The organism is Candidatus Binatia bacterium, assembly GCA_029243485.1.
Lineage (GTDB): Bacteria > Desulfobacterota > Binatia > UBA12015 > UBA12015 > VGTG01.
Genome location: JAQWRY010000048.1, coordinates 1 through 15,945, shown reverse-complemented (window position 1 = coordinate 15,945; position 15,945 = coordinate 1). Strand labels below are relative to the sequence as shown.

Here is a 15,945-nt window from a genome sequence, read left to right as displayed (position 1 = left end):
TGGCCCCCGGGGGGCCAGAGATATGGAAGTGGCCGAGTTTCCGGACAGGACGCCATCAGGGACTTGGGAGCTCGATCGTCATGTCTGACGACACGCCGGCGGATGATGGGCAGGTCCTACATCGCCAGCGTCTCGGCGGAGTCCTGAACCACTACTATCGCGAGGCCGCCTGACGGCGAGGATCGGGTTTCCGGACACGACGGGGTTCCGCAGGGTGCGAATCAGGAGTCCGCGAGCAGGCGTCCGAGAAGCGAGCCGCGCATTCCGAAGTAGGCCGGCTTGCGATTCCAGAAGTCGTCGAACGGAAGCGGGTAGTCGTCGAAGCCGAAGAACGTCCGGAGCCACGTGTACTGATCACTCAGGCCCCAGGTCGTGATTCCGGTGCAGCGCGGTACGGCGAAGCAACCGTCCGCGTAGGCGCGATAGTCCTGCCCCTGGATCGCGAACGCCAACGCCAGGTCCGGCGGACGGAACAGGACCGTCGCGTCGAGCTCGGTGATCTCGACGTCGAGTCCGAGGTCCGCGAAGCGTCGCACCGACGTCTCGACTACGTCTCGGGTGGGATACGCCGAGAGCGGGGTCAGGCCCACGTGCGCCTGGAGGCCAACGCCGTCCAGGGGCGCGCCAGCCGCAAGCAGGTCGACGATGAGCTGGTAGAAGCGGTCTTGACGGGGGCCCGGAACCGCGATTCCATTCTCGTTCACGAAGAGCCCGGCGGTCGGGTCGGCGGCCCGCGCGAGGTGAAGCGCCTCGGCTATGTAACCTGGGCCGATGAGTTGCGTGAAGATGTTGTCATCCAGCCCGTCTGGAGTCGCCGGGTCGACCGTCGACCTGAGCGGCTCGTTCACGACGTCCCACTGCGCGATTCGGCCGGCGTATTGGCCGATGACCCCGGCGATGTGGTCGGACATGTAGCCGCGCAGTTCGGCCGCGGTCGATGCGTTTTGCACGTATGACGGGAGCTGGAGCGCCCCCCACACGAGGGTGTGCCCGCGAACCCGCATCCTCTCCGCGTCGGCCAACGCCATGATCTGGTCGGCGCCGGCGAAGCTGAACTGCGTCGGTCCGGGCTGCGTCGGGCCCCATTTCATCACGTTCTCTGCCGTCAGCGAGTTGGACTCACGAACAAGCGCCGATTGGTAGTCCGGATCGGTCGCGACCTCCCCCGGCTCGATTGCGACGCCTATGGAGAGCCCGACCTGGTCGGCGAGCTCGCGAATGCCCCGCGTCGTTCCCTGGCCGGCGGCAGCCCCCGCCAGGCGGAACAAGGCGCGCGTAACCTCGTTCGCGTCGGGCCCAGTCCCGCAGCCCTTGACCGGCCACCGCCGTGAGAGCAGCGTGCGAATTCTTCCGATGACCTTCGTGCGCTCGTCGGCCGCGCCCGCCGGTGCGAGGAGTTCGTCCACTTCCAGCTCGACCGCGTTGCGACAGTGTCGGCGCAGGCGGCGTCCGAGCTTCGCGCCACAGGATGCGACGGGCACCGACGAGAGGATCTCCGACACCACAGAATCGACGAAGTCGACCGCGCCGTCAGGGCTCGCGGTGAAGGTGGCGCACCGAGAATCCGGTGCCTGCGCCTCGGCCTTCGCCCACGTCTCGACGATTCGGCCACGCACCTTCGCGAGTCGTCGAACTTTTCCTTCCGCGTTTCCCGTTGCGAGTAACCGTGCCTCGGCCGAGAGCAGGTCGCTGCACGCTCGCGCCATGGCGTGGACCTTTGCCGCTCCGCACGCCGCGAGCGCCGCGTCGTCCGCATGCCCCAGCGCGGGAGACAAGAGGAGGATCAGAGGGATGGGGAGGAGGACGCGCAGCATCTGCCCGAGTCTAGGTCGTGGGGCGCGCGCGCCGCAACCTTGGAATGGACTCGGGCGTCGTGTCCGGAAAGCTGGCCCTTCCGATTCCTGAGTCGTCTTGGCGCGATACAGACGCATGGAAGGGCCGGGATACCGAGCCCTGTGGAAGAGATCTCGGTAGCTCCAGCGGATGGAGGAGAAAGGGTTCGATCGACCGTCTTCCCATCGACGTGGCGTTCGAGATCTCGATCCTATCCACCCGATACTCGTCCTCGCCTTCCTTGGTATTTCCCTTGGCCTCGGGACCGAGGATCGCAGGGGTAGCCGGGATCTAGACCTCGAGATCAACGGAGAGCAAAGGAAGTACCTTCCTCTGCGTGTCGTCCTGGGAACCTTCTCCAAGGACCTCCTCAGAGAGTTCCGTTGTGGGCAATTGGCCCACACTTGGTTGACCGGTTTCTCTGGCCCCCCGGGGGCCCTCAACGCCCGTTGGCACTCCAAAACCCGCGCGGGACGCGGGTTTCCGACTGCCGGAGGTGGGACTTGAACCCACACTCGGTTGCCCGAACCGGATTTTGAGTGCAGAGCGAGTGCGTCGTGACGTGCGATGATTCTTCAGTATCGGTAGGGGGTTACGAGATTGGCGACTAGTCCTGAAATCGAGTGCTGACGCAAAGTGCTGACATGAATGGTTCGGCTTCCACCGCCCCTGGCACCGAGTGCACCTTTGACGGTAGATCCATCTCGAGATGCCTGAGTTGAGCCGATTCTTCGGGATCGTCATCCGGATGTTCTTCAACGATCATGAGCCCGCGCACTTCCACGCGGTCTATCAAGAGCACGAGGCTCTCATCCGCATTGACACTCTCGACGTCCTCCGGGGAGAGTTGCCTAGGCGTGCGCTCGCCCTCGTTCTGGAGTGGGCGGTGCTTCACCGAGACGAGCTGCGCCGAGACTGGGAACTGGCCCGGTCGGGTGAGCTGCCGCAGCCCATCCAGCCGCTTGAGTAGAGGTGAACCAATGACGCTTCTTCGCATTAGGGACGTGGAGCCACTCGAAGGCTGCCGGGTGCGGCTCACGTTGACCGACGGAACGACGATCGAGCGTGATCTCTCGGCGCTGCTCCAGGGACCCGTGTTCGAGACGATCGCGGCGGACCCGCAGCGCTTCCAAGAGGTTCGCGTGACCGATGGTGCACTCTCTTGGCCCAGCGGCGCGGACCTTTGTCCCGACATGGTCATCTGGGGTGGCCCTCCACCGGCCGAGTCGGACCAGCAGGTCCCGTCGGCCGCCCTGCCGTAGCCGCGGTCATCGGTGTGTCGAAGCGGCCATTTCTTGACGCGAAGGAGACTCGGAGGTGATCCCACAAACCGAACTACCCAAGCCCGCGCGAGAGCGTGGACGGATCGCTCCGGTGAAGCTCGCGCATGCCGTGATGCGAACGAGTCGCTACGACGAGATGGTGAAGTGGTACGAGACGGTGCTCGAAGCTGAAACTGCCTTCGCCACGAAGCAGATCACCTTCCTTACCTACGACGAGGAGCACCACCGCGTCGCCATCGCGCACATGCCCGGCTTGCTCGACCGTCCCGGCTTCGTGGCATGCGTCGAGCACGTGGCGTTCTCGTATGAGAGTCTGGGCGACCTGATCCACACCTACCGCAGACTGACGGCCGTCGACATCCGGCCGGAGTGGTGCATCAACCACGGTGGTACGACGTCGATGTACTACGGCGATCCGGATGGAAACCATGTCGAGCTTCAGGTCGACAACTTCGCGACCGCCGAGGAGCTGAACGCCTTCCTGTACGGACCGGACTTCGCGACCAACTCGATCGGCGTGGACTTCGACCCCGAAGATTTGTGTGCGCGTTTCGACGCGGGGGTGCCGCACGAGGAGCTGATCCGCTGGCCGGAGGTTTCTCCGCGCGGCCCCGAGACCCTGCCGGTCTCGTACCTGGGGCGATTGCACGCGACTTTGGCTCGTCTCGCCGCCGGTCGCGGCTCTGCGTGACTCGGAACGAATCTGGACGGGGATTCGTGGTGACCGAGGCGACCGCGTGTCAGTCTCGCCGGACGGACGTCCAACGCGCTCTTTCGAATGCCGGAGGTGGGACTTGAACCCACACTCGGTTGCCCGAACCGGATTTTGAGTCCGGCGCGTCTGCCAATTCCGCCACTCCGGCCAGTGAGTGAGATCAGTGGATTACGGGATCGTAGTTGCCTTTGCCAGCGCGGGATCCGCCGCCCAAACGAACGACGCCCCGAGAGGCTAAGCCTCTCGGGGCGGTTCAGCACCGAATGCGCTGAGCGGGGTCGTAAGGCCCCGAGTCAGAGAGTTCTCAGAACGTGAAGATCATATCCATTCCGAGGATCGCACCCTCGTCCACAGGCAGCCCGGCCACGTTGCGCCCGGGATCGTCGTTGGCGGCGGGGCTCCACTGCCAACGGGCTTCCGGGCGGATGATGAGGTTCGGGAGCGGCCTGAGGTTCAGGCCGAACGTCGCCTCGTAGTACGACACACCGTTGGGCTTCCACCACTCGACGCGAGCACCGACGCCGAGTTCGTCGAAGATCGAGTACATCAGGTACTGGTTGATGCCAATCGTGCTGTAACCGGCGTTGCCCGAGCCGAGCACGTCCTCGTTGGTCGTGAGGTAATCGCTCTGCAGGACGTAGTTGAGGCCCGGCAGGGGGGCTGTGTCCACGACGATACTGTGCGAGTAGCCGTCCCCGATCGCGCCGAGGTTGCCCCCCGTCAAGATGTAGGTCACCGACACTTCATCGATCGGCGTGAAGCTGGCTCCACCGAGGAAGCTGCTCCCGCCACCGAACTGGTCGAAGCCGGTGTCCCAGCCGGCCGTCCAGCCAGCGTAGAACTCGAACATGTCGAGGCCCGAGTAGTTGAGGAGCGCGCCCGTGTGCGTGAAGGCTTCGCTGAAGTACATCGTGAAGGCGTGGCTGAAGAAGAAGTTGTCCGGCGACGTCACGACCTCGTAGCCCAGCAGCGTGTAGAAGTGGCCGCCGATCAGCGAGAAGTCCTCGTACGCTACCTCCGCGTAGAGCTGAGGGATGGCGAAGCCGTACCCGCCGCCCCGGTCGAAGCCGTTCTCGAAGTCCCAGTTCCCGGGACGGTTGCCGAACGACTGCGTGTCTCCGGCATCGGTGCCGTACATGCCGTCGAACCGGAAGCCCCAATCCAACCCTTCGCTGCCGTCGGCCTCCTTCTCGAGGAAGAACCAGCTCTGGTGGTTGTTGATGCGGCTGGGATCCGAGTTGAACATCCCCGTCGAGCGGCTTGTGTAGCCCAGAGACGCCCAACCACCGAAGTTGAGCCAGCTCTCGTCGTTGAGGACGCCCTTCAGGGTGTAGCCCTCACCGTCGTTGCTCAGGAACTTCATCGGCTCGGAGCCGTAGTAGTCGCTCCCGAGGGAGCGCGAGTCTTCCTCGGCTTCCTCGGTCTGCGCACCCGAAACTTCGGTAGCCCCCGTCTCCATGCCTTCGGATCCGAGCGTCTCGCCGAATGCCGTCTGGGCACCCGCAATCAAGAACACCACCGCGGTGCATACACGTAGAATGTCGTGACTCATCTAACCGGTCTCCCTTGGATCGAGTTCCGTCGTCATCGACGGCTCGCAGGTGCCAATAATGCAAAGACGATGCCCGACTGGCCGGTACCCCAAGCGCCCACAGGTAGGGCGAATCCTTCGGCCAGGTTCGACCGACGTCGCTCCAGCTGCCTAGAATCGCGGCACCTGCCTATATTCTGGACATCTGTGGCCCGCCGTCCGGGGGCCCCGATGAATCGATCCACGACCCAAAACTGGACGTTCTTCTCGAACTACGGGCACAATCTTGCTCGCACTGGCCCAAGACCCCGAGGCGCGCCTGCGGGACATCGGGGAGCGTGTCGGCATCACGGAGCGGGCCGTTCACCGGCTCCTCTCGGAGATGGGAGCCGCGAGCGTCATCTCCCGGCGTCGCAAGGGGCGACGCAACAGGTACTCGATCAATCGAGATTTGCAGCTACGCCACCCGATCGAGGAGCACCGAACGATCGGTGACCTGATCGACCTCGCCTCTTTACCCGGCGGTGGCGGCGCGAAGAAGGCCGCGCCCGCAAACTGAATTAGGTCGGCCTAATCTGTTGGCTTGCGACGCCCACCGCACCCGAGAGGCAGCGCCTTCCGCTCGAAGCAGACGTACGACGTTCCAACTCGTCTGCGCCCGGAGAGCATCTGATGAAGAAAGTCCTCGGTGAGATCCGCCACGACGCTCCTGCGAGTGTCGTGGTCTTTTTCGTCGCCGTCCCGCCTTGTCTCGGTATCGCCCTTGCCAGCGGAGCACCGCTCTTCTCCGGCCTCATCGCCGGCATCATTGGTGGCATCGTGGTGGGTAGCATTAGCGGTTCCCCTTTGGGTGTGTCGGGCCTCGCGGTGGTCGTGTTCGGGGCAATTCAGAGCCTGGGTTTCCCCGGGTTCCTAGTCGCGGTCGTGCTGGCCGGAGTCATCCAGATCGGACTGGGCGCCGCCAAAGCCGGCGTGGTCGCGTATTTCATTCCGTCTTCGGTCATCAAGGGAATGCTGGCGGGAATCGGCGTGATCATCATCCTGAAGCAGATTCCCCACGCCTTTGGTCACGACAGTGATCCAGAGGGAGATCTAGCGTTCGCGCAGCCGGATGGTGAAACGACGATCTCGGCGTTCGGAGCCATGCTCGGTGACTTCGAGCCAAGTGCCGTTTCGTTTCCGTTGGAGCGCTCCTGATCCTGCTCCTTTGGGAGAGCGCCTGCTTCGCGCGACGGTGTCCTAGCCTTCGGAGTCTGCCGGGGCCGCTCGTCGCCGTCGCTTTTGGGATCTGTTTCCAGCTTCTCTCGTCACTTCTGGCACCGGGTATCGCCCTCGGCACGAGCCATCTCGTAAGCGTTCCCGTCGCGTCCGAATGGGCCGATTTCGGAAGGATCCTCGTTCTGCCGGATTGGACCCACATCGCCAATCCGGCGGTCTACCTCACTGCCGCGACGATCGCCGGCGTTGCGAGCCTCGAGACCCTGCTCTGCGTTGATGCAACCGACAAGCTCGACCCGCAGCGGAGAGTGACTCCCGCCAATCGCGAACTCGTTGCGCAGGGGTGCGGCAACATCATCTCCGGCCTGATCGGCGGCCTTCCGATCACGCAGGTGATCGTGCGTAGCTCCGCGAACATACAATCGGGCGGCCGCACGAAGCTCTCAGCGATCCTTCACGGCGTGCTCCTTCTGGTGGCCGTCGGAGCCCTCCCCGTGGTGCTCAATCTGGTGCCGCTCGCGGTACTCGCCAGCATTCTGTTCGTCGTCGGCTACAAGCTCTCGAAGCCGGCCCTCTTCATGGACGTTTCAACCGCGGTATGGATCAGTTCGCCCCGTTCATCGTCACGATTCTTGGGATCGTGTTCACAGACCTTCTGACCGGAATCGGACTCGGAATGGCTGTCTCGGTGTTCGTCATCCTATCGCGCAGCTACATGAATTCGCATTTCCTGCACATTTCGGAGAGCCAGTCGGCCACGGGCAGACGCGTTGTCTCGATACATTTGGCGGAAGACGTCACGTTCCTGAACAAGGGGGCGATCATCCGGTCCCTCGCCGACATGCCGGACGGGGTGCACGTATGTATCGACAGCTCACGGTCGTTCCACGTGGCCTACGACGTCCTCGAGGCCATTGCCGAGTTCGAGGAATCCGCGCCGGCCCGCAACATCTCCGTCGAGCGCGTGGAGAGCGAACCATCGCCCGTTGGCCGCATGGGCGAGATCGACAGGAGTTCTCCGCATGCACACACAAAACCCGGAGTCCCTGTTGCCGATGACGGCGAAGCGGGCGTTGGAACTCCTCCGGGAGGGGAATGACCGATTTGTAGCTGGACGACACGCCGATAGGGATCCGCGGCGCCAGGTCAACGAGACCCGGGGCGGCCAGTGGCCGTTTGCAGCGATCCTGAGGTGCAGGGACTCGCGTACCTCGGCCGAGTTGGTCTTTGACCTTGGGCTGGGCGACGCCTTCAGCATTCGGTTCGCGGCAACTGCGCCAATAAAGACGTTCTCGGTAGTCTGTAGTGCGCTTGTCAGGTCGTGGGTTCGAAGCTCGTTCTCGTACACTCTGCCTGCGGCGCAGCTGCACGTACGACGGGTCCAACCCCAGCACGGAGTCTCGCATCCACACGCCTGACTCTTCGTCCATCTCCGGAGTTTAGCGATCGACGAGGAGTATGATCTTGCCGTCGTGCGCGCGTGACAGGGACTCGCCGCGGAGAGAGAGAATGGCGCCAGGCCTTCGTGCGTGTACGTCACCGCCCACGAGACGGTCCTCTCTTCTCCGTCGGCGGTCGGACCGCCGGTGACGTTGATGATCCGGGTCTCCAGACGACGATCGGAGCCGTCGAGGACCTTCTTCATCCCCGCGAGAATTGCTGGCGGGCCCGGTCAACTCGCAGCCCCTCACGTTGGACTCGACGCGGTAGATGGCGTCGTCCGCGAAGTACGGTGTCAGGCGCGACCGATCGCCGTCCGCGAAGGTCTTCTCGAAATCGGCCGCGTCGGCGAGGAAGGTACTCAGCGTGTCCATCGCCCGCACTCCAATTCGACAAACCGCTCGCCCCGAGGGGCCATGCGCCGCGGGCGCCGATCGAACATTGTGGAATCCGCAGGGAACTCGTACCTATTCGATCATTCCAAGCGGGAGATTTTCATGAGCGGCGATAGCGACAAGTTCGATGAGCGAATTGCGGGAGGCAAAGGCGACGCTACGGTCATCGTCCCCGCAGCAACGGTCATCCTTCTGCGAGACACCGCAAAGGGGCCCGAGACCCTTATGCTGCGCAAGAACTCGAAGATCGCCTTCGGAGGAATGTGGGTCTTCCCGGGTGGGCGCGTCGACGATGACGACGCTCCCGGGAAGTCGGACGAGGAGCGTGCGCGCGTTGCGGCGGTGCGTGAGGCCGCCGAAGAGGCGGACCTCTCCGTCGCCTCAGAGACTCTGGTGTGGTTCTCGCACTGGACGCCGCCGCCCGTGGAGATCCGACGCTACAGTACGTGGTTCTTCGCAGCGCGGGCTCCCGACGCGGAAGTTGCCATCGACGACGGCGAAATCACCGACAGCCAGTGGATGCGGCCCTCCGACGCGCTCGCGAAGCACCGTGCGCAAGAGATCCAGCTCGTGCCGCCGACGTACGTGACACTTCACTACCTCGCCGAGCACGAGAGCGTCGACGCCGCACTCCGCGGGCTCGTGCCCGCGGGCGGCCCACGTCACTACGTCACCCAGATCGCGAAGGCTGACGGCGGGATGGCCGTGATGTGGGACGGGGACGCCGGTTACGCCACGCTCGATGCGTCGGTGGCTGGTCCGCGTCACCGCCTGACGATGACGAAGCAGGGGTTTCTGTTCGAGGATTCTGGCCTCGGCTAGTATCCTGAGGAACTGGAAGCGTGGCGCTCGGAAAACTGCGGGACTCCGATGATGAATGCCGAATCTCTGAACCAAACCATCGCGCAGGTCGCGCCGGTCGCACTGGGCGCGACGTTCCTATACCTGCCGTTGGAACTCCTTCTGGTGCACTTCCGGAACCGGGACCTGAAGTTACGCGAAGCGCGCGCGTGCGGCCTGGGGGTTCTGAGCGGCGGGGTGGTCGGCGGCGTGCTCGGTGGTGTCGGGATCACCCTTGGTATTTTACTATTGGCCGAGGGCGGCGCGGCGCTCAGCCCGATCGAGGGTGGGTTCACGTGGCCGTGGTGGATCTTCGGTTGGGTCGTCTACGAGTTCTGGTACTGGGTCCAGCATTGGGGTGCGCACAAGGTGCGGTTTCTGTGGTGTATGCACTCGCCTCACCACGCGCCTCGGTCGATGCACATGTTGGTCGGCGCGAATCATCACTTCGCAGAGACGATTTTCTACTTTCCGGTCTTCATGGGGTTTTTCCCCGCGCTTTGCGGCGTGCCGCCGCTCATGTGCGTCGCGATCAATCTCGTGGACGTCGTGTACGGGAGCTTTCTGCACATCAGTGACGACGTGGTGCGGAGGGGGCGCTATGGCGTGCTCGAGCGCTTCCTGCAAACGCCGGCGCATCATCGCGTTCATCACGGCCGCAACGCTCGCTACATGGACACCAACTACAACTCGATCACGTTGTTGTGGGATTGGCTGCTCGGCACTCTGCAGCCGTTGCGCGATGACGATCCGGTTCAGTACGGGATCACACGGGACGTCGATACGGGCGGATTTGTCGATCTGCACTTCGGCGAGTTTCGACTGCTCTGGCGGGACGTCCGCGGCGCGCGGAGTTGGCGTGAGCGCTTGGGCTATCTCTTCCGGCCGCCGGGCTGGGCGCCGGACGGGAATGGGAAGACCGTTGCGGACGTGAAGCGAGCGCTCGCAGGGGCGGACGAGGCGGCTGCTCTCTAGGGGCGTCGGCGTTCGCCGCTCTGTGGTCAGGCTCGGACGGCTCGTCTTCGGGGGGCACCGCCCTTTGGGCGGCGCCTGTAGCCGGAGTTTCGTTCGTGCATGGTGTCCTGGCCGAGCGGGTTGCGCGCGACGAGCCCCGGGAAGCGCCCGAAGTCCCGCTCGGCGGTCCACAGTTCGCGGACGCCATGTGCCTGGCAGAGAGCGGCGAGAAGATGCGCGGGTGCGTGACGACGGCGATGAACTTGTGAATGTACGGCGACGGGATCACCCACGGGGCTCGGTTCTCCGCCAGGCCTCGGATGCACCCCCGTGCTTCGTCGTGAAACGGGCTGTCCGGGTGATGGGCGTACACGAGAAGGTTCGTGTCGACTGCGATCACTCCGGGCCCCCGTAGATCGCACCGCGAATCTTGTCCCAACCGCCCATTCGCGGCCAACTCGCGAACCGGATATACGCCGCCGATGTCCACGATCGCGTCGCGCCGCATTCTCTGGGTGGTACTCCTCTTCACTCTGCCGATTCCCATGTGGTTCCTCGGTGGCGGGAGGGTTCCGACCTTCGCTCTCCTTCAAATCACTGCCTACCTGATCCCCGTGTGGCTCGCGGAAGGTGGACCCGGGGCGCAGCTCGCTTTCCTCGGTTTCGCCGTCCAGGGTTTGGTCTGGCTGGCCGTGCTTTACGGGGTCTCTCGAGTGATCGCGGGGTTGCTGGCTCGCGTCGGCGGCGGGCGCGTTCCGGTGGCGGGGGTCGCGCTTGTGGTCGTCGCGCTCGTCGTCGTGTCTCTCTTCCAGGTTTATCAGACGCCGGTCATCGCACGGGGCGCCCCGGTGAACCTGCTCGGCGTCTACTAAGGGCGAATTGTGATGAATCGAGTTTGTTGGAGTTCCGCACTCGTCGTGCTCGCGGTCCTCGTCGGTCTACAGGCCGTCGCGGATGCCGCGCCGATTCGACGCACCGAGCAGCGTGAAGCGTGCGCCGATTACGATGCGAATCGTCGTCCTTTCTTCGGTGACCTGCACGTTCATACTGCGCTTTCGTTCGATGCGGCTGCCCAAGACACCCGAAACCGCCCTGGGGATGCGTATCGCTTCGCGAGGGGCGAGCGCGTAGGCCTGCAGCCGTACGACGCGAATGGGGAGGCGATGCGCTCGTCGCAGATCGACCGACCGCTGGATTTCACGGCCGTGACCGACCACGCCGAGTTCCTCGGCGAGGTGCAGATCTGCCAGACGCCGGGGATGGAAGGCTACGACTCGCTCGTCTGCACGATCTATCGGAAGTGGCCTCGTCTGGGGTTCATCCTTTTCGGTGGCGACATTCTCGGGGTGGGCGCGCCGACGCGCTTCAACTTTTGTGGGGAGGGTGCCGCGACGTGCCTCGACGCTTCACGGGGGCCCTGGAAGGAGATCCAACAGGCGGCGGAGGAGGCCTATGACCGGACGTCGGCATGCTCCTTCACGACGTTCGTCGCCTACGAATGGACCGGCGCCCCGGGTACGCGGAATCTGCATCGCAACGTCATCTTCCGGAATGACAACGTTCCGGATCTGCCGGTGGGCTTCATCGAGGCGCCGTACCCGAGCGACATGTGGCAGCAGTTGGACGAGGTGTGCGTCGAAGGTGTGGAAGGGTGCGAGGTTCTCGCGATCCCGCACAACTCGAACATCAGCGGCGGCCTGATGTTCCTCGAGCACGAGCGCGATCGCCCGGACTTCGGTCGGGAGTACGCGGAGAAGCGTGGGGTGTACGAGCCCATCGTCGAGATCATGCAGCACAAGGGTGAGTCCGAGTGTCAGACCGGCATCGGCACAAACGACGAACAGTGCGGATACGAGAAGCTACCGTACGATCGCTTCGGTGGTGCGTTCGATCCGACGCAGGTCTTCACACCGACCGAGACCAACTTCGTTCGGACGGGTCTCGGCCAGGGTTTGCTGCTTGAGAAGAAGCTCGGCGCGAACCCGTTCAAGTTCGGACTCATCGGGAGCACCGACACGCACCTGGGGACGCCGGGCGCGGTCGCGGAGAATACCCATCAGGGACACGGTGGCGCCGGCGTGGTGCGCGCGGATGGAAAGCCGGTTGGGCTTCCCGACAACATTCAATACAACCCGGGTGGCCTGGCCGTCTTGTGGGCGGAAGAGAACTCGCGGGACTCGCTGTTCGAGGCGATGCGTCGTCGGGAAGCCTACGCGACGAGTGGTCCTCGGATCACGGTTCGCTTCTTTGGCGGTTGGGATTTCCCGGCCGACGTCTGTGACGGGGATCTCGCGACGATCGGGTACGCTGGTGGCGTGCCGATGGGGAGCGATCTCGCGACGCCGGCGGAGGCAGGCGGCGCGCCACGTTTTGTCGTTCAAGCGTTGCGCGACGCCGGTACGGAAGTTTCGCCGAGTGCGCCGCTCGAGCGAATTCAGATCGTGAAGGGTTGGCTCGATGGGGACGAGATTCGCGAGCAGGTCTACGACGTCGCCGGCAAGGCGGGCGTAGGCACGGTCGACACCTCCTCGTGTGAGATCTCCGGTGGCGGGTCCGACTCGCTGTGTACCGTGTGGGCCGATCCCGACTTCGACGCGAAGGCGCCCTCCTACTACTACGCGCGCGTGCTCGAGGTGCCGACGTGTCGGTGGAGCACCTTCATCTGCAACGCGCAGGGTGTGGATTGCGACGACCCGTCGACGATCCCGGACTCGGGCGAGGGCTGCTGTGATCCGACGTACCCCAAGGAGATCCAGGAGCGCGCCTGGAGCTCGCCGATTTGGTACCGCACGCAGGGCTAGTGGCCTGAGCCCGACCAGTCCTGGAACCACTCGTCGATTTCGAGCGTCGGGGCATCGATGCCCTCCGCGACGCCGAGGTATTCGTCGAACGTGAGCTCGAGGTGACCGTCCGGTGCGCGTTCGCGAAGCTAGGGAAGATCGACGACGGCTACATCTTCGAACGTCACCTCGTTGCCCGTGTGATCTTAGTGAAAGTGGGACGGGATGAACGTGATCGGGAGGCCCGTGAGGGACTGTGCGACGGGGCGGATGTCGCGGATGCCGGGCCCCGCACCGAACAGGATCGCCCGGCCGGATCCGACGATGAGGTAGTTGATGTTCTGCTGGAAGAAGCGAGGCTCGGCGATCGCGAACGTGCGCTCGTCGCGCGGTTGGACGGTGAAGTAGTCGTCGAACCAACGGACCTCGGGCCCCTCGTCGGTCGCATCGAGTAGCGGCAGTGGACCGGAGAGCGCGAGTGCGTAGACCAGAAGTCTGTGGTGCTCCGCCACGGCGAGCGTTGCCGCGGCAGCGAAAGCACGAACAGCAGGACGAGCTTCCTCACTGTGGAAACCGTTGCCGGTTCGCTAGCTCGAAGCAGGGCGCCAAACCTGCGGTGCGGTTCCCGTGATGAGATCGTTCAGCGACCAGAGCTCGAGTCGCCACGGGTCCAGGCGCAGAAATCCGCATTCGGGATCCTCCGGGCCGCCCTGGAAGAAGAGGCCCGGATCGTAACCGACCGGGGCCGGGAGCTCCTTGAAGAAATCCCAGAGGCGCCGCTTCTCTTCGACTCGTTCCTCCCAGGAGGTCGCGCACTCCGCGTGCACCTGCTCCTGCTCGGGCGTCCAGTAGCTGAGAGAGAGGAACCGGTTCTTCGCCAGGTGCTTTCCCTTGAGCGAATGACGCCCCGTTGCGATCCAGCCGACCGGACCGTCCCAGACGGGGTGCAGGATTCGGGATCTCGGGCGGCCTCGCGTGTCCACGGTGGTCGCGCTGCACCAGACGATGTGCTCGACCCGGCGTTTGAACTCGTCGGCGATGTCCTCGAATCGTGCGGTCTTCATGGCCCCGACGTCTACTCCGCCGCTGGAGGGAACGCGAGGCACGGGAGGGACTCCGCGGGCAGCGCTGGCCAGGCCGGTGCGTACTTTATAAGAACCATGGCGAGATGACTTTCGGCGACAAAGATCTTCCTCCCTACGAGCCGAGGCGGATCCTCTCCGCCCCCTTTGCCGAGAAGGTTCGGTTGGTGTGTCGGATGTGGGCCGCGCAGGTCGCGCCGAATCCGCCGATCGTGCTGGTGATGTACTGGCTGAAGTACATCCTCTTCTTCGCGGGCGGATGGGCCTTCTTCGCTTCGTTCTCGCAGAACTACCCGGGCTTCTGGTCCGGGCAGTGGGTCTTCACCGACGTCGCCTTTCAGAAGGCGATCATCTGGGCGCTCTTCTATGAGGTCATCGGCCTCGGCTGTGCGTCTGGGCCGATGAATGCGCGCTTCAATCCGCCGATCGGTGGGCTTCTCTACTTCCTTCGGCCGGGGACCACGAAGATGCCCTTGTCGAACCGGATTCCCCTCATCGGTGGGATCCAGCGGAACTGGTTCGACGTGCTCCTCTTCGCGGCACTCATGGTGTCGCTCTTGCGTGCCCTCGTAGCGCCGGCCGTCACGCCGGAACTCGTCCTGCCGACCGTGATCTTGGTCGCCGTCTTCGCGCTGACCGACAAAACGGTTTTTCTCGCCGCTCGCGCCGAGCACTACTGGGTAGTTCTGGTCGGACTTGCGTTCGCGACGGGCGCCGGTCTCTGGGTTTCCGTTTCGAAGGCCGTCTGGTGTGCGATCTGGTTCTGGGCGGCGACGTCGAAGCTGAATCATCACTTCCCATCCGTGATCATGTTCATGGTGAACAACGGGCCGCTCGCGCCGAAGTGGTTCAAAAAGAAGCTGTTCGTCGACTACATCGGAGACCTGCGGCCGTCGACCTTCGCGAAGTTCATCGCGCACTCCGGTACGTTCGTGGAGTACATGATTCCGGTCATCCTTCTGTCGAGTGACGGCGGGATGCTCACGCTCTTCGGGCTGGTCCTGATGGCCGGGTTCCACAGCTTCATCGGCGCCAACAACCCGAGCGGGATGCCCGTCGAGTGGAACATCCTGATGATCTACGGCGGCATCTTCCTCTTCGGTTATCACGCAGAGGTCGGCGTTCTGCCGATCGGTTCGATACCGTTGCTCGCGTTCTTCGTATCTCTCTGGACGTTCGCGATCCCGTGCTTCGGAAACTTCTTCCCGGCGAACGTCTCGTTCCTGTTGTCGATGCGCTACTACGCCGGGAACTGGGCGTACAACATCTGGCTGGTGCGCCCCGAGGCGATGCACAAGTTCGACAAGCTCACGAAGCCCGCCGGGACGATGCGTCAGCAACTCCAGAAGATGCTGGACGACGAGGAGCAGGTGGAGATGGGGCTGGCGATGTCCCTCGCGCACCGGTTTCTGCACATCGAGGGCCGCCCGTTGCTCGAGGCGCTTCCGAGGGCCGTCGACGACATCGAGCAGTATGAGTGGATGGAGGGCGAGGTTCTCGGCGGTTCGATCATCGGCTGGAACTTTGGCGATGGTCACCTGAACAGCACTCAGCTTCTCCACGCTGTGCAGGCCCAATGTGACTTCGAGGAGGGTGAGGTCCGCGTCGTAGTGGTCGAGTCCCAGCCCCTCTTTGGCTCGACCATGTCCTGGCGTGTCATCGACGCGAGGACCGGTCTCCACGCCGCCGGCCGCACCGAGATCAGCCACATGCTCGAAGTAACCCCCTACCCAACCGGCAAATACGCCGAAGCCTTGAAGGTAGGCTCCGGCTGGCTCTGAGGGAGGGAGGGGACGTTGGTTAGTCTCGCGATTTTTGTTTAGTCGCGGTGGAATTTCAGCTCGGCCCGAAAAGTTCGCGTCCGCGACTAAACA

The 15,945-nt window shown here is 63.9% G+C and carries 18 protein-coding genes, 1 tRNA gene and 1 pseudogene; 14 read left to right on the top strand and 6 right to left on the bottom strand.

Annotated elements, in window-relative coordinates; translation table 11 throughout:
- Positions 1–221: 221 nt before the first annotated feature.
- The gene (locus tag P8R42_13665) at positions 222–1,814 is read right to left on the bottom strand and encodes an endo-1,4-beta-xylanase (GenBank protein MDG2305661.1); all 1,593 of its coding nucleotides are present in this window, start codon (positions 1,812–1,814) and stop codon (positions 222–224) included.
- A gap of 728 nt (positions 1,815–2,542) precedes the next feature.
- Here P8R42_13665 and P8R42_13660 point away from each other — a divergent pair.
- From P8R42_13660 to P8R42_13650, 3 genes are read left to right on the top strand one after another with little or no spacing between them, the layout of a single operon-like run.
- On the top strand, positions 2,543–2,803 hold the full coding sequence (locus P8R42_13660) for a DUF4160 domain-containing protein (protein ID MDG2305660.1): 261 nt from the start codon (positions 2,543–2,545) through the stop codon (positions 2,801–2,803).
- Between the two features lie 10 nt (positions 2,804–2,813).
- Positions 2,814–3,095: a DUF2442 domain-containing protein gene (locus tag P8R42_13655; GenBank protein MDG2305659.1), complete on the top strand. Its 282-nt coding sequence runs from the start codon at positions 2,814–2,816 to the stop codon at positions 3,093–3,095.
- A gap of 55 nt (positions 3,096–3,150) precedes the next feature.
- A complete protein-coding gene (locus P8R42_13650; protein ID MDG2305658.1) occupies positions 3,151–3,807 on the top strand; it encodes a VOC family protein in 657 nt (218 codons plus the stop codon).
- Between the two features lie 88 nt (positions 3,808–3,895).
- Here the strand turns inward: P8R42_13650 and P8R42_13645 are convergent.
- Positions 3,896–3,979: transfer RNA gene (locus P8R42_13645), tRNA-Leu, on the bottom strand.
- Positions 3,980–4,135: 156 nt separating this feature from the next.
- Positions 4,136–5,383, bottom strand: a complete 1,248-nt coding sequence (locus tag P8R42_13640; GenBank protein ID MDG2305657.1) for an outer membrane beta-barrel protein — start codon at positions 5,381–5,383, stop codon at positions 4,136–4,138.
- A 265-nt stretch (positions 5,384–5,648) separates the two neighbouring features.
- Here P8R42_13640 and P8R42_13635 point away from each other — a divergent pair, with 265 nt between their 5' ends.
- From P8R42_13635 to P8R42_13615, 5 genes and pseudogenes are all read left to right on the top strand, one after another.
- Complete coding sequence (locus tag P8R42_13635; protein ID MDG2305656.1) at positions 5,649–5,921, top strand: AsnC family transcriptional regulator; 273 nt, start codon at positions 5,649–5,651, stop codon at positions 5,919–5,921.
- Positions 5,922–6,034: 113 nt separating this feature from the next.
- A complete protein-coding gene (locus P8R42_13630; GenBank protein ID MDG2305655.1) occupies positions 6,035–6,559 on the top strand; it encodes a SulP family inorganic anion transporter in 525 nt (174 codons plus the stop codon).
- Between the two features lie 2 nt (positions 6,560–6,561).
- Positions 6,562–7,239, top strand: coding sequence for a solute carrier family 23 protein (locus P8R42_13625; GenBank protein ID MDG2305654.1), 678 nt, complete (start codon positions 6,562–6,564; stop codon positions 7,237–7,239).
- Positions 7,179–7,679: a hypothetical protein gene (locus P8R42_13620; GenBank protein ID MDG2305653.1), complete on the top strand. Its 501-nt coding sequence runs from the start codon at positions 7,179–7,181 to the stop codon at positions 7,677–7,679. The genes P8R42_13625 and P8R42_13620 overlap by 61 nt, the downstream gene beginning before the upstream one ends.
- Positions 7,603–7,883: pseudogene (locus P8R42_13615) on the top strand (carbonic anhydrase). Before P8R42_13620 ends, P8R42_13615 begins: the two are co-directional and overlap by 77 nt.
- 136 nt (positions 7,884–8,019) lie before the next feature.
- Here the strand turns inward: P8R42_13615 and P8R42_13610 are convergent.
- A complete protein-coding gene (locus tag P8R42_13610) occupies positions 8,020–8,394 on the bottom strand; it encodes a hypothetical protein (GenBank protein ID MDG2305652.1) in 375 nt (124 codons plus the stop codon).
- 123 nt (positions 8,395–8,517) lie between these two features.
- Between P8R42_13610 and P8R42_13605 the strand changes: the two genes are divergently transcribed.
- The 5 genes from P8R42_13605 (at position 8,518) to P8R42_13585 (ending at position 13,010) form a co-directional block, all read left to right on the top strand.
- Positions 8,518–9,237, top strand: coding sequence for an NUDIX domain-containing protein (locus tag P8R42_13605; GenBank protein ID MDG2305651.1), 720 nt, complete (start codon positions 8,518–8,520; stop codon positions 9,235–9,237).
- 48 nt (positions 9,238–9,285) lie between these two features.
- Positions 9,286–10,230, top strand: coding sequence for a sterol desaturase family protein (locus P8R42_13600; GenBank protein MDG2305650.1), 945 nt, complete (start codon positions 9,286–9,288; stop codon positions 10,228–10,230).
- Between the two features lie 95 nt (positions 10,231–10,325).
- Positions 10,326–10,478, top strand: coding sequence for a hypothetical protein (locus tag P8R42_13595; protein ID MDG2305649.1), 153 nt, complete (start codon positions 10,326–10,328; stop codon positions 10,476–10,478).
- A 213-nt stretch (positions 10,479–10,691) separates the two neighbouring features.
- A complete protein-coding gene (locus tag P8R42_13590; GenBank protein MDG2305648.1) occupies positions 10,692–11,081 on the top strand; it encodes a hypothetical protein in 390 nt (129 codons plus the stop codon).
- 12 nt (positions 11,082–11,093) lie between these two features.
- Positions 11,094–13,010, top strand: coding sequence for a DUF3604 domain-containing protein (locus tag P8R42_13585; GenBank protein ID MDG2305647.1), 1,917 nt, complete (start codon positions 11,094–11,096; stop codon positions 13,008–13,010).
- A gap of 185 nt (positions 13,011–13,195) precedes the next feature.
- On the opposite strand, the gene P8R42_13580 is transcribed toward P8R42_13585, so the two are convergent.
- Together P8R42_13580 and P8R42_13575 are read right to left on the bottom strand one after the other, a co-directional pair.
- Positions 13,196–13,501: a hypothetical protein gene (locus P8R42_13580; GenBank protein ID MDG2305646.1), complete on the bottom strand. Its 306-nt coding sequence runs from the start codon at positions 13,499–13,501 to the stop codon at positions 13,196–13,198.
- A 75-nt stretch (positions 13,502–13,576) separates the two neighbouring features.
- The gene (locus tag P8R42_13575; protein ID MDG2305645.1) at positions 13,577–14,053 is read right to left on the bottom strand and encodes a pyridoxamine 5'-phosphate oxidase family protein; all 477 of its coding nucleotides are present in this window, start codon (positions 14,051–14,053) and stop codon (positions 13,577–13,579) included.
- Positions 14,054–14,157: 104 nt separating this feature from the next.
- Between P8R42_13575 and P8R42_13570 the strand changes: the two genes are divergently transcribed.
- Entirely contained in the window at positions 14,158–15,852 is a 1,695-nt protein-coding gene (locus tag P8R42_13570) for a DUF3556 domain-containing protein (protein MDG2305644.1), read from the top strand.
- Positions 15,853–15,945: the final 93 nt, after the last annotated feature.

Bases quoted from the DNA above. Each gene is read 5' to 3' on its own strand.
- P8R42_13665 (MDG2305661.1), bottom strand. From the start codon at position 1,814: ATGCTGCGCGTCCTCCTCCCCATCCCTCTGATCCTCCTCTTGTCTCCC.
- P8R42_13660 (MDG2305660.1), top strand. From the start codon at position 2,543: ATGCCTGAGTTGAGCCGATTCTTCGGGATCGTCATCCGGATGTTCTTC.
- P8R42_13655 (MDG2305659.1), top strand. From the start codon at position 2,814: ATGACGCTTCTTCGCATTAGGGACGTGGAGCCACTCGAAGGCTGCCGG.
- P8R42_13640 (MDG2305657.1), bottom strand. From the start codon at position 5,383: ATGAGTCACGACATTCTACGTGTATGCACCGCGGTGGTGTTCTTGATT.
- P8R42_13630 (MDG2305655.1), top strand. From the start codon at position 6,035: ATGAAGAAAGTCCTCGGTGAGATCCGCCACGACGCTCCTGCGAGTGTC.
- P8R42_13620 (MDG2305653.1), top strand. From the start codon at position 7,179: ATGGATCAGTTCGCCCCGTTCATCGTCACGATTCTTGGGATCGTGTTC.
- P8R42_13610 (MDG2305652.1), bottom strand. From the start codon at position 8,394: ATGGACACGCTGAGTACCTTCCTCGCCGACGCGGCCGATTTCGAGAAG.
- P8R42_13605 (MDG2305651.1), top strand. From the start codon at position 8,518: ATGAGCGGCGATAGCGACAAGTTCGATGAGCGAATTGCGGGAGGCAAA.
- P8R42_13600 (MDG2305650.1), top strand. From the start codon at position 9,286: ATGATGAATGCCGAATCTCTGAACCAAACCATCGCGCAGGTCGCGCCG.
- P8R42_13590 (MDG2305648.1), top strand. From the start codon at position 10,692: ATGTCCACGATCGCGTCGCGCCGCATTCTCTGGGTGGTACTCCTCTTC.
- P8R42_13585 (MDG2305647.1), top strand. From the start codon at position 11,094: ATGAATCGAGTTTGTTGGAGTTCCGCACTCGTCGTGCTCGCGGTCCTC.
- P8R42_13575 (MDG2305645.1), bottom strand. From the start codon at position 14,053: ATGAAGACCGCACGATTCGAGGACATCGCCGACGAGTTCAAACGCCGG.
- P8R42_13570 (MDG2305644.1), top strand. From the start codon at position 14,158: ATGACTTTCGGCGACAAAGATCTTCCTCCCTACGAGCCGAGGCGGATC.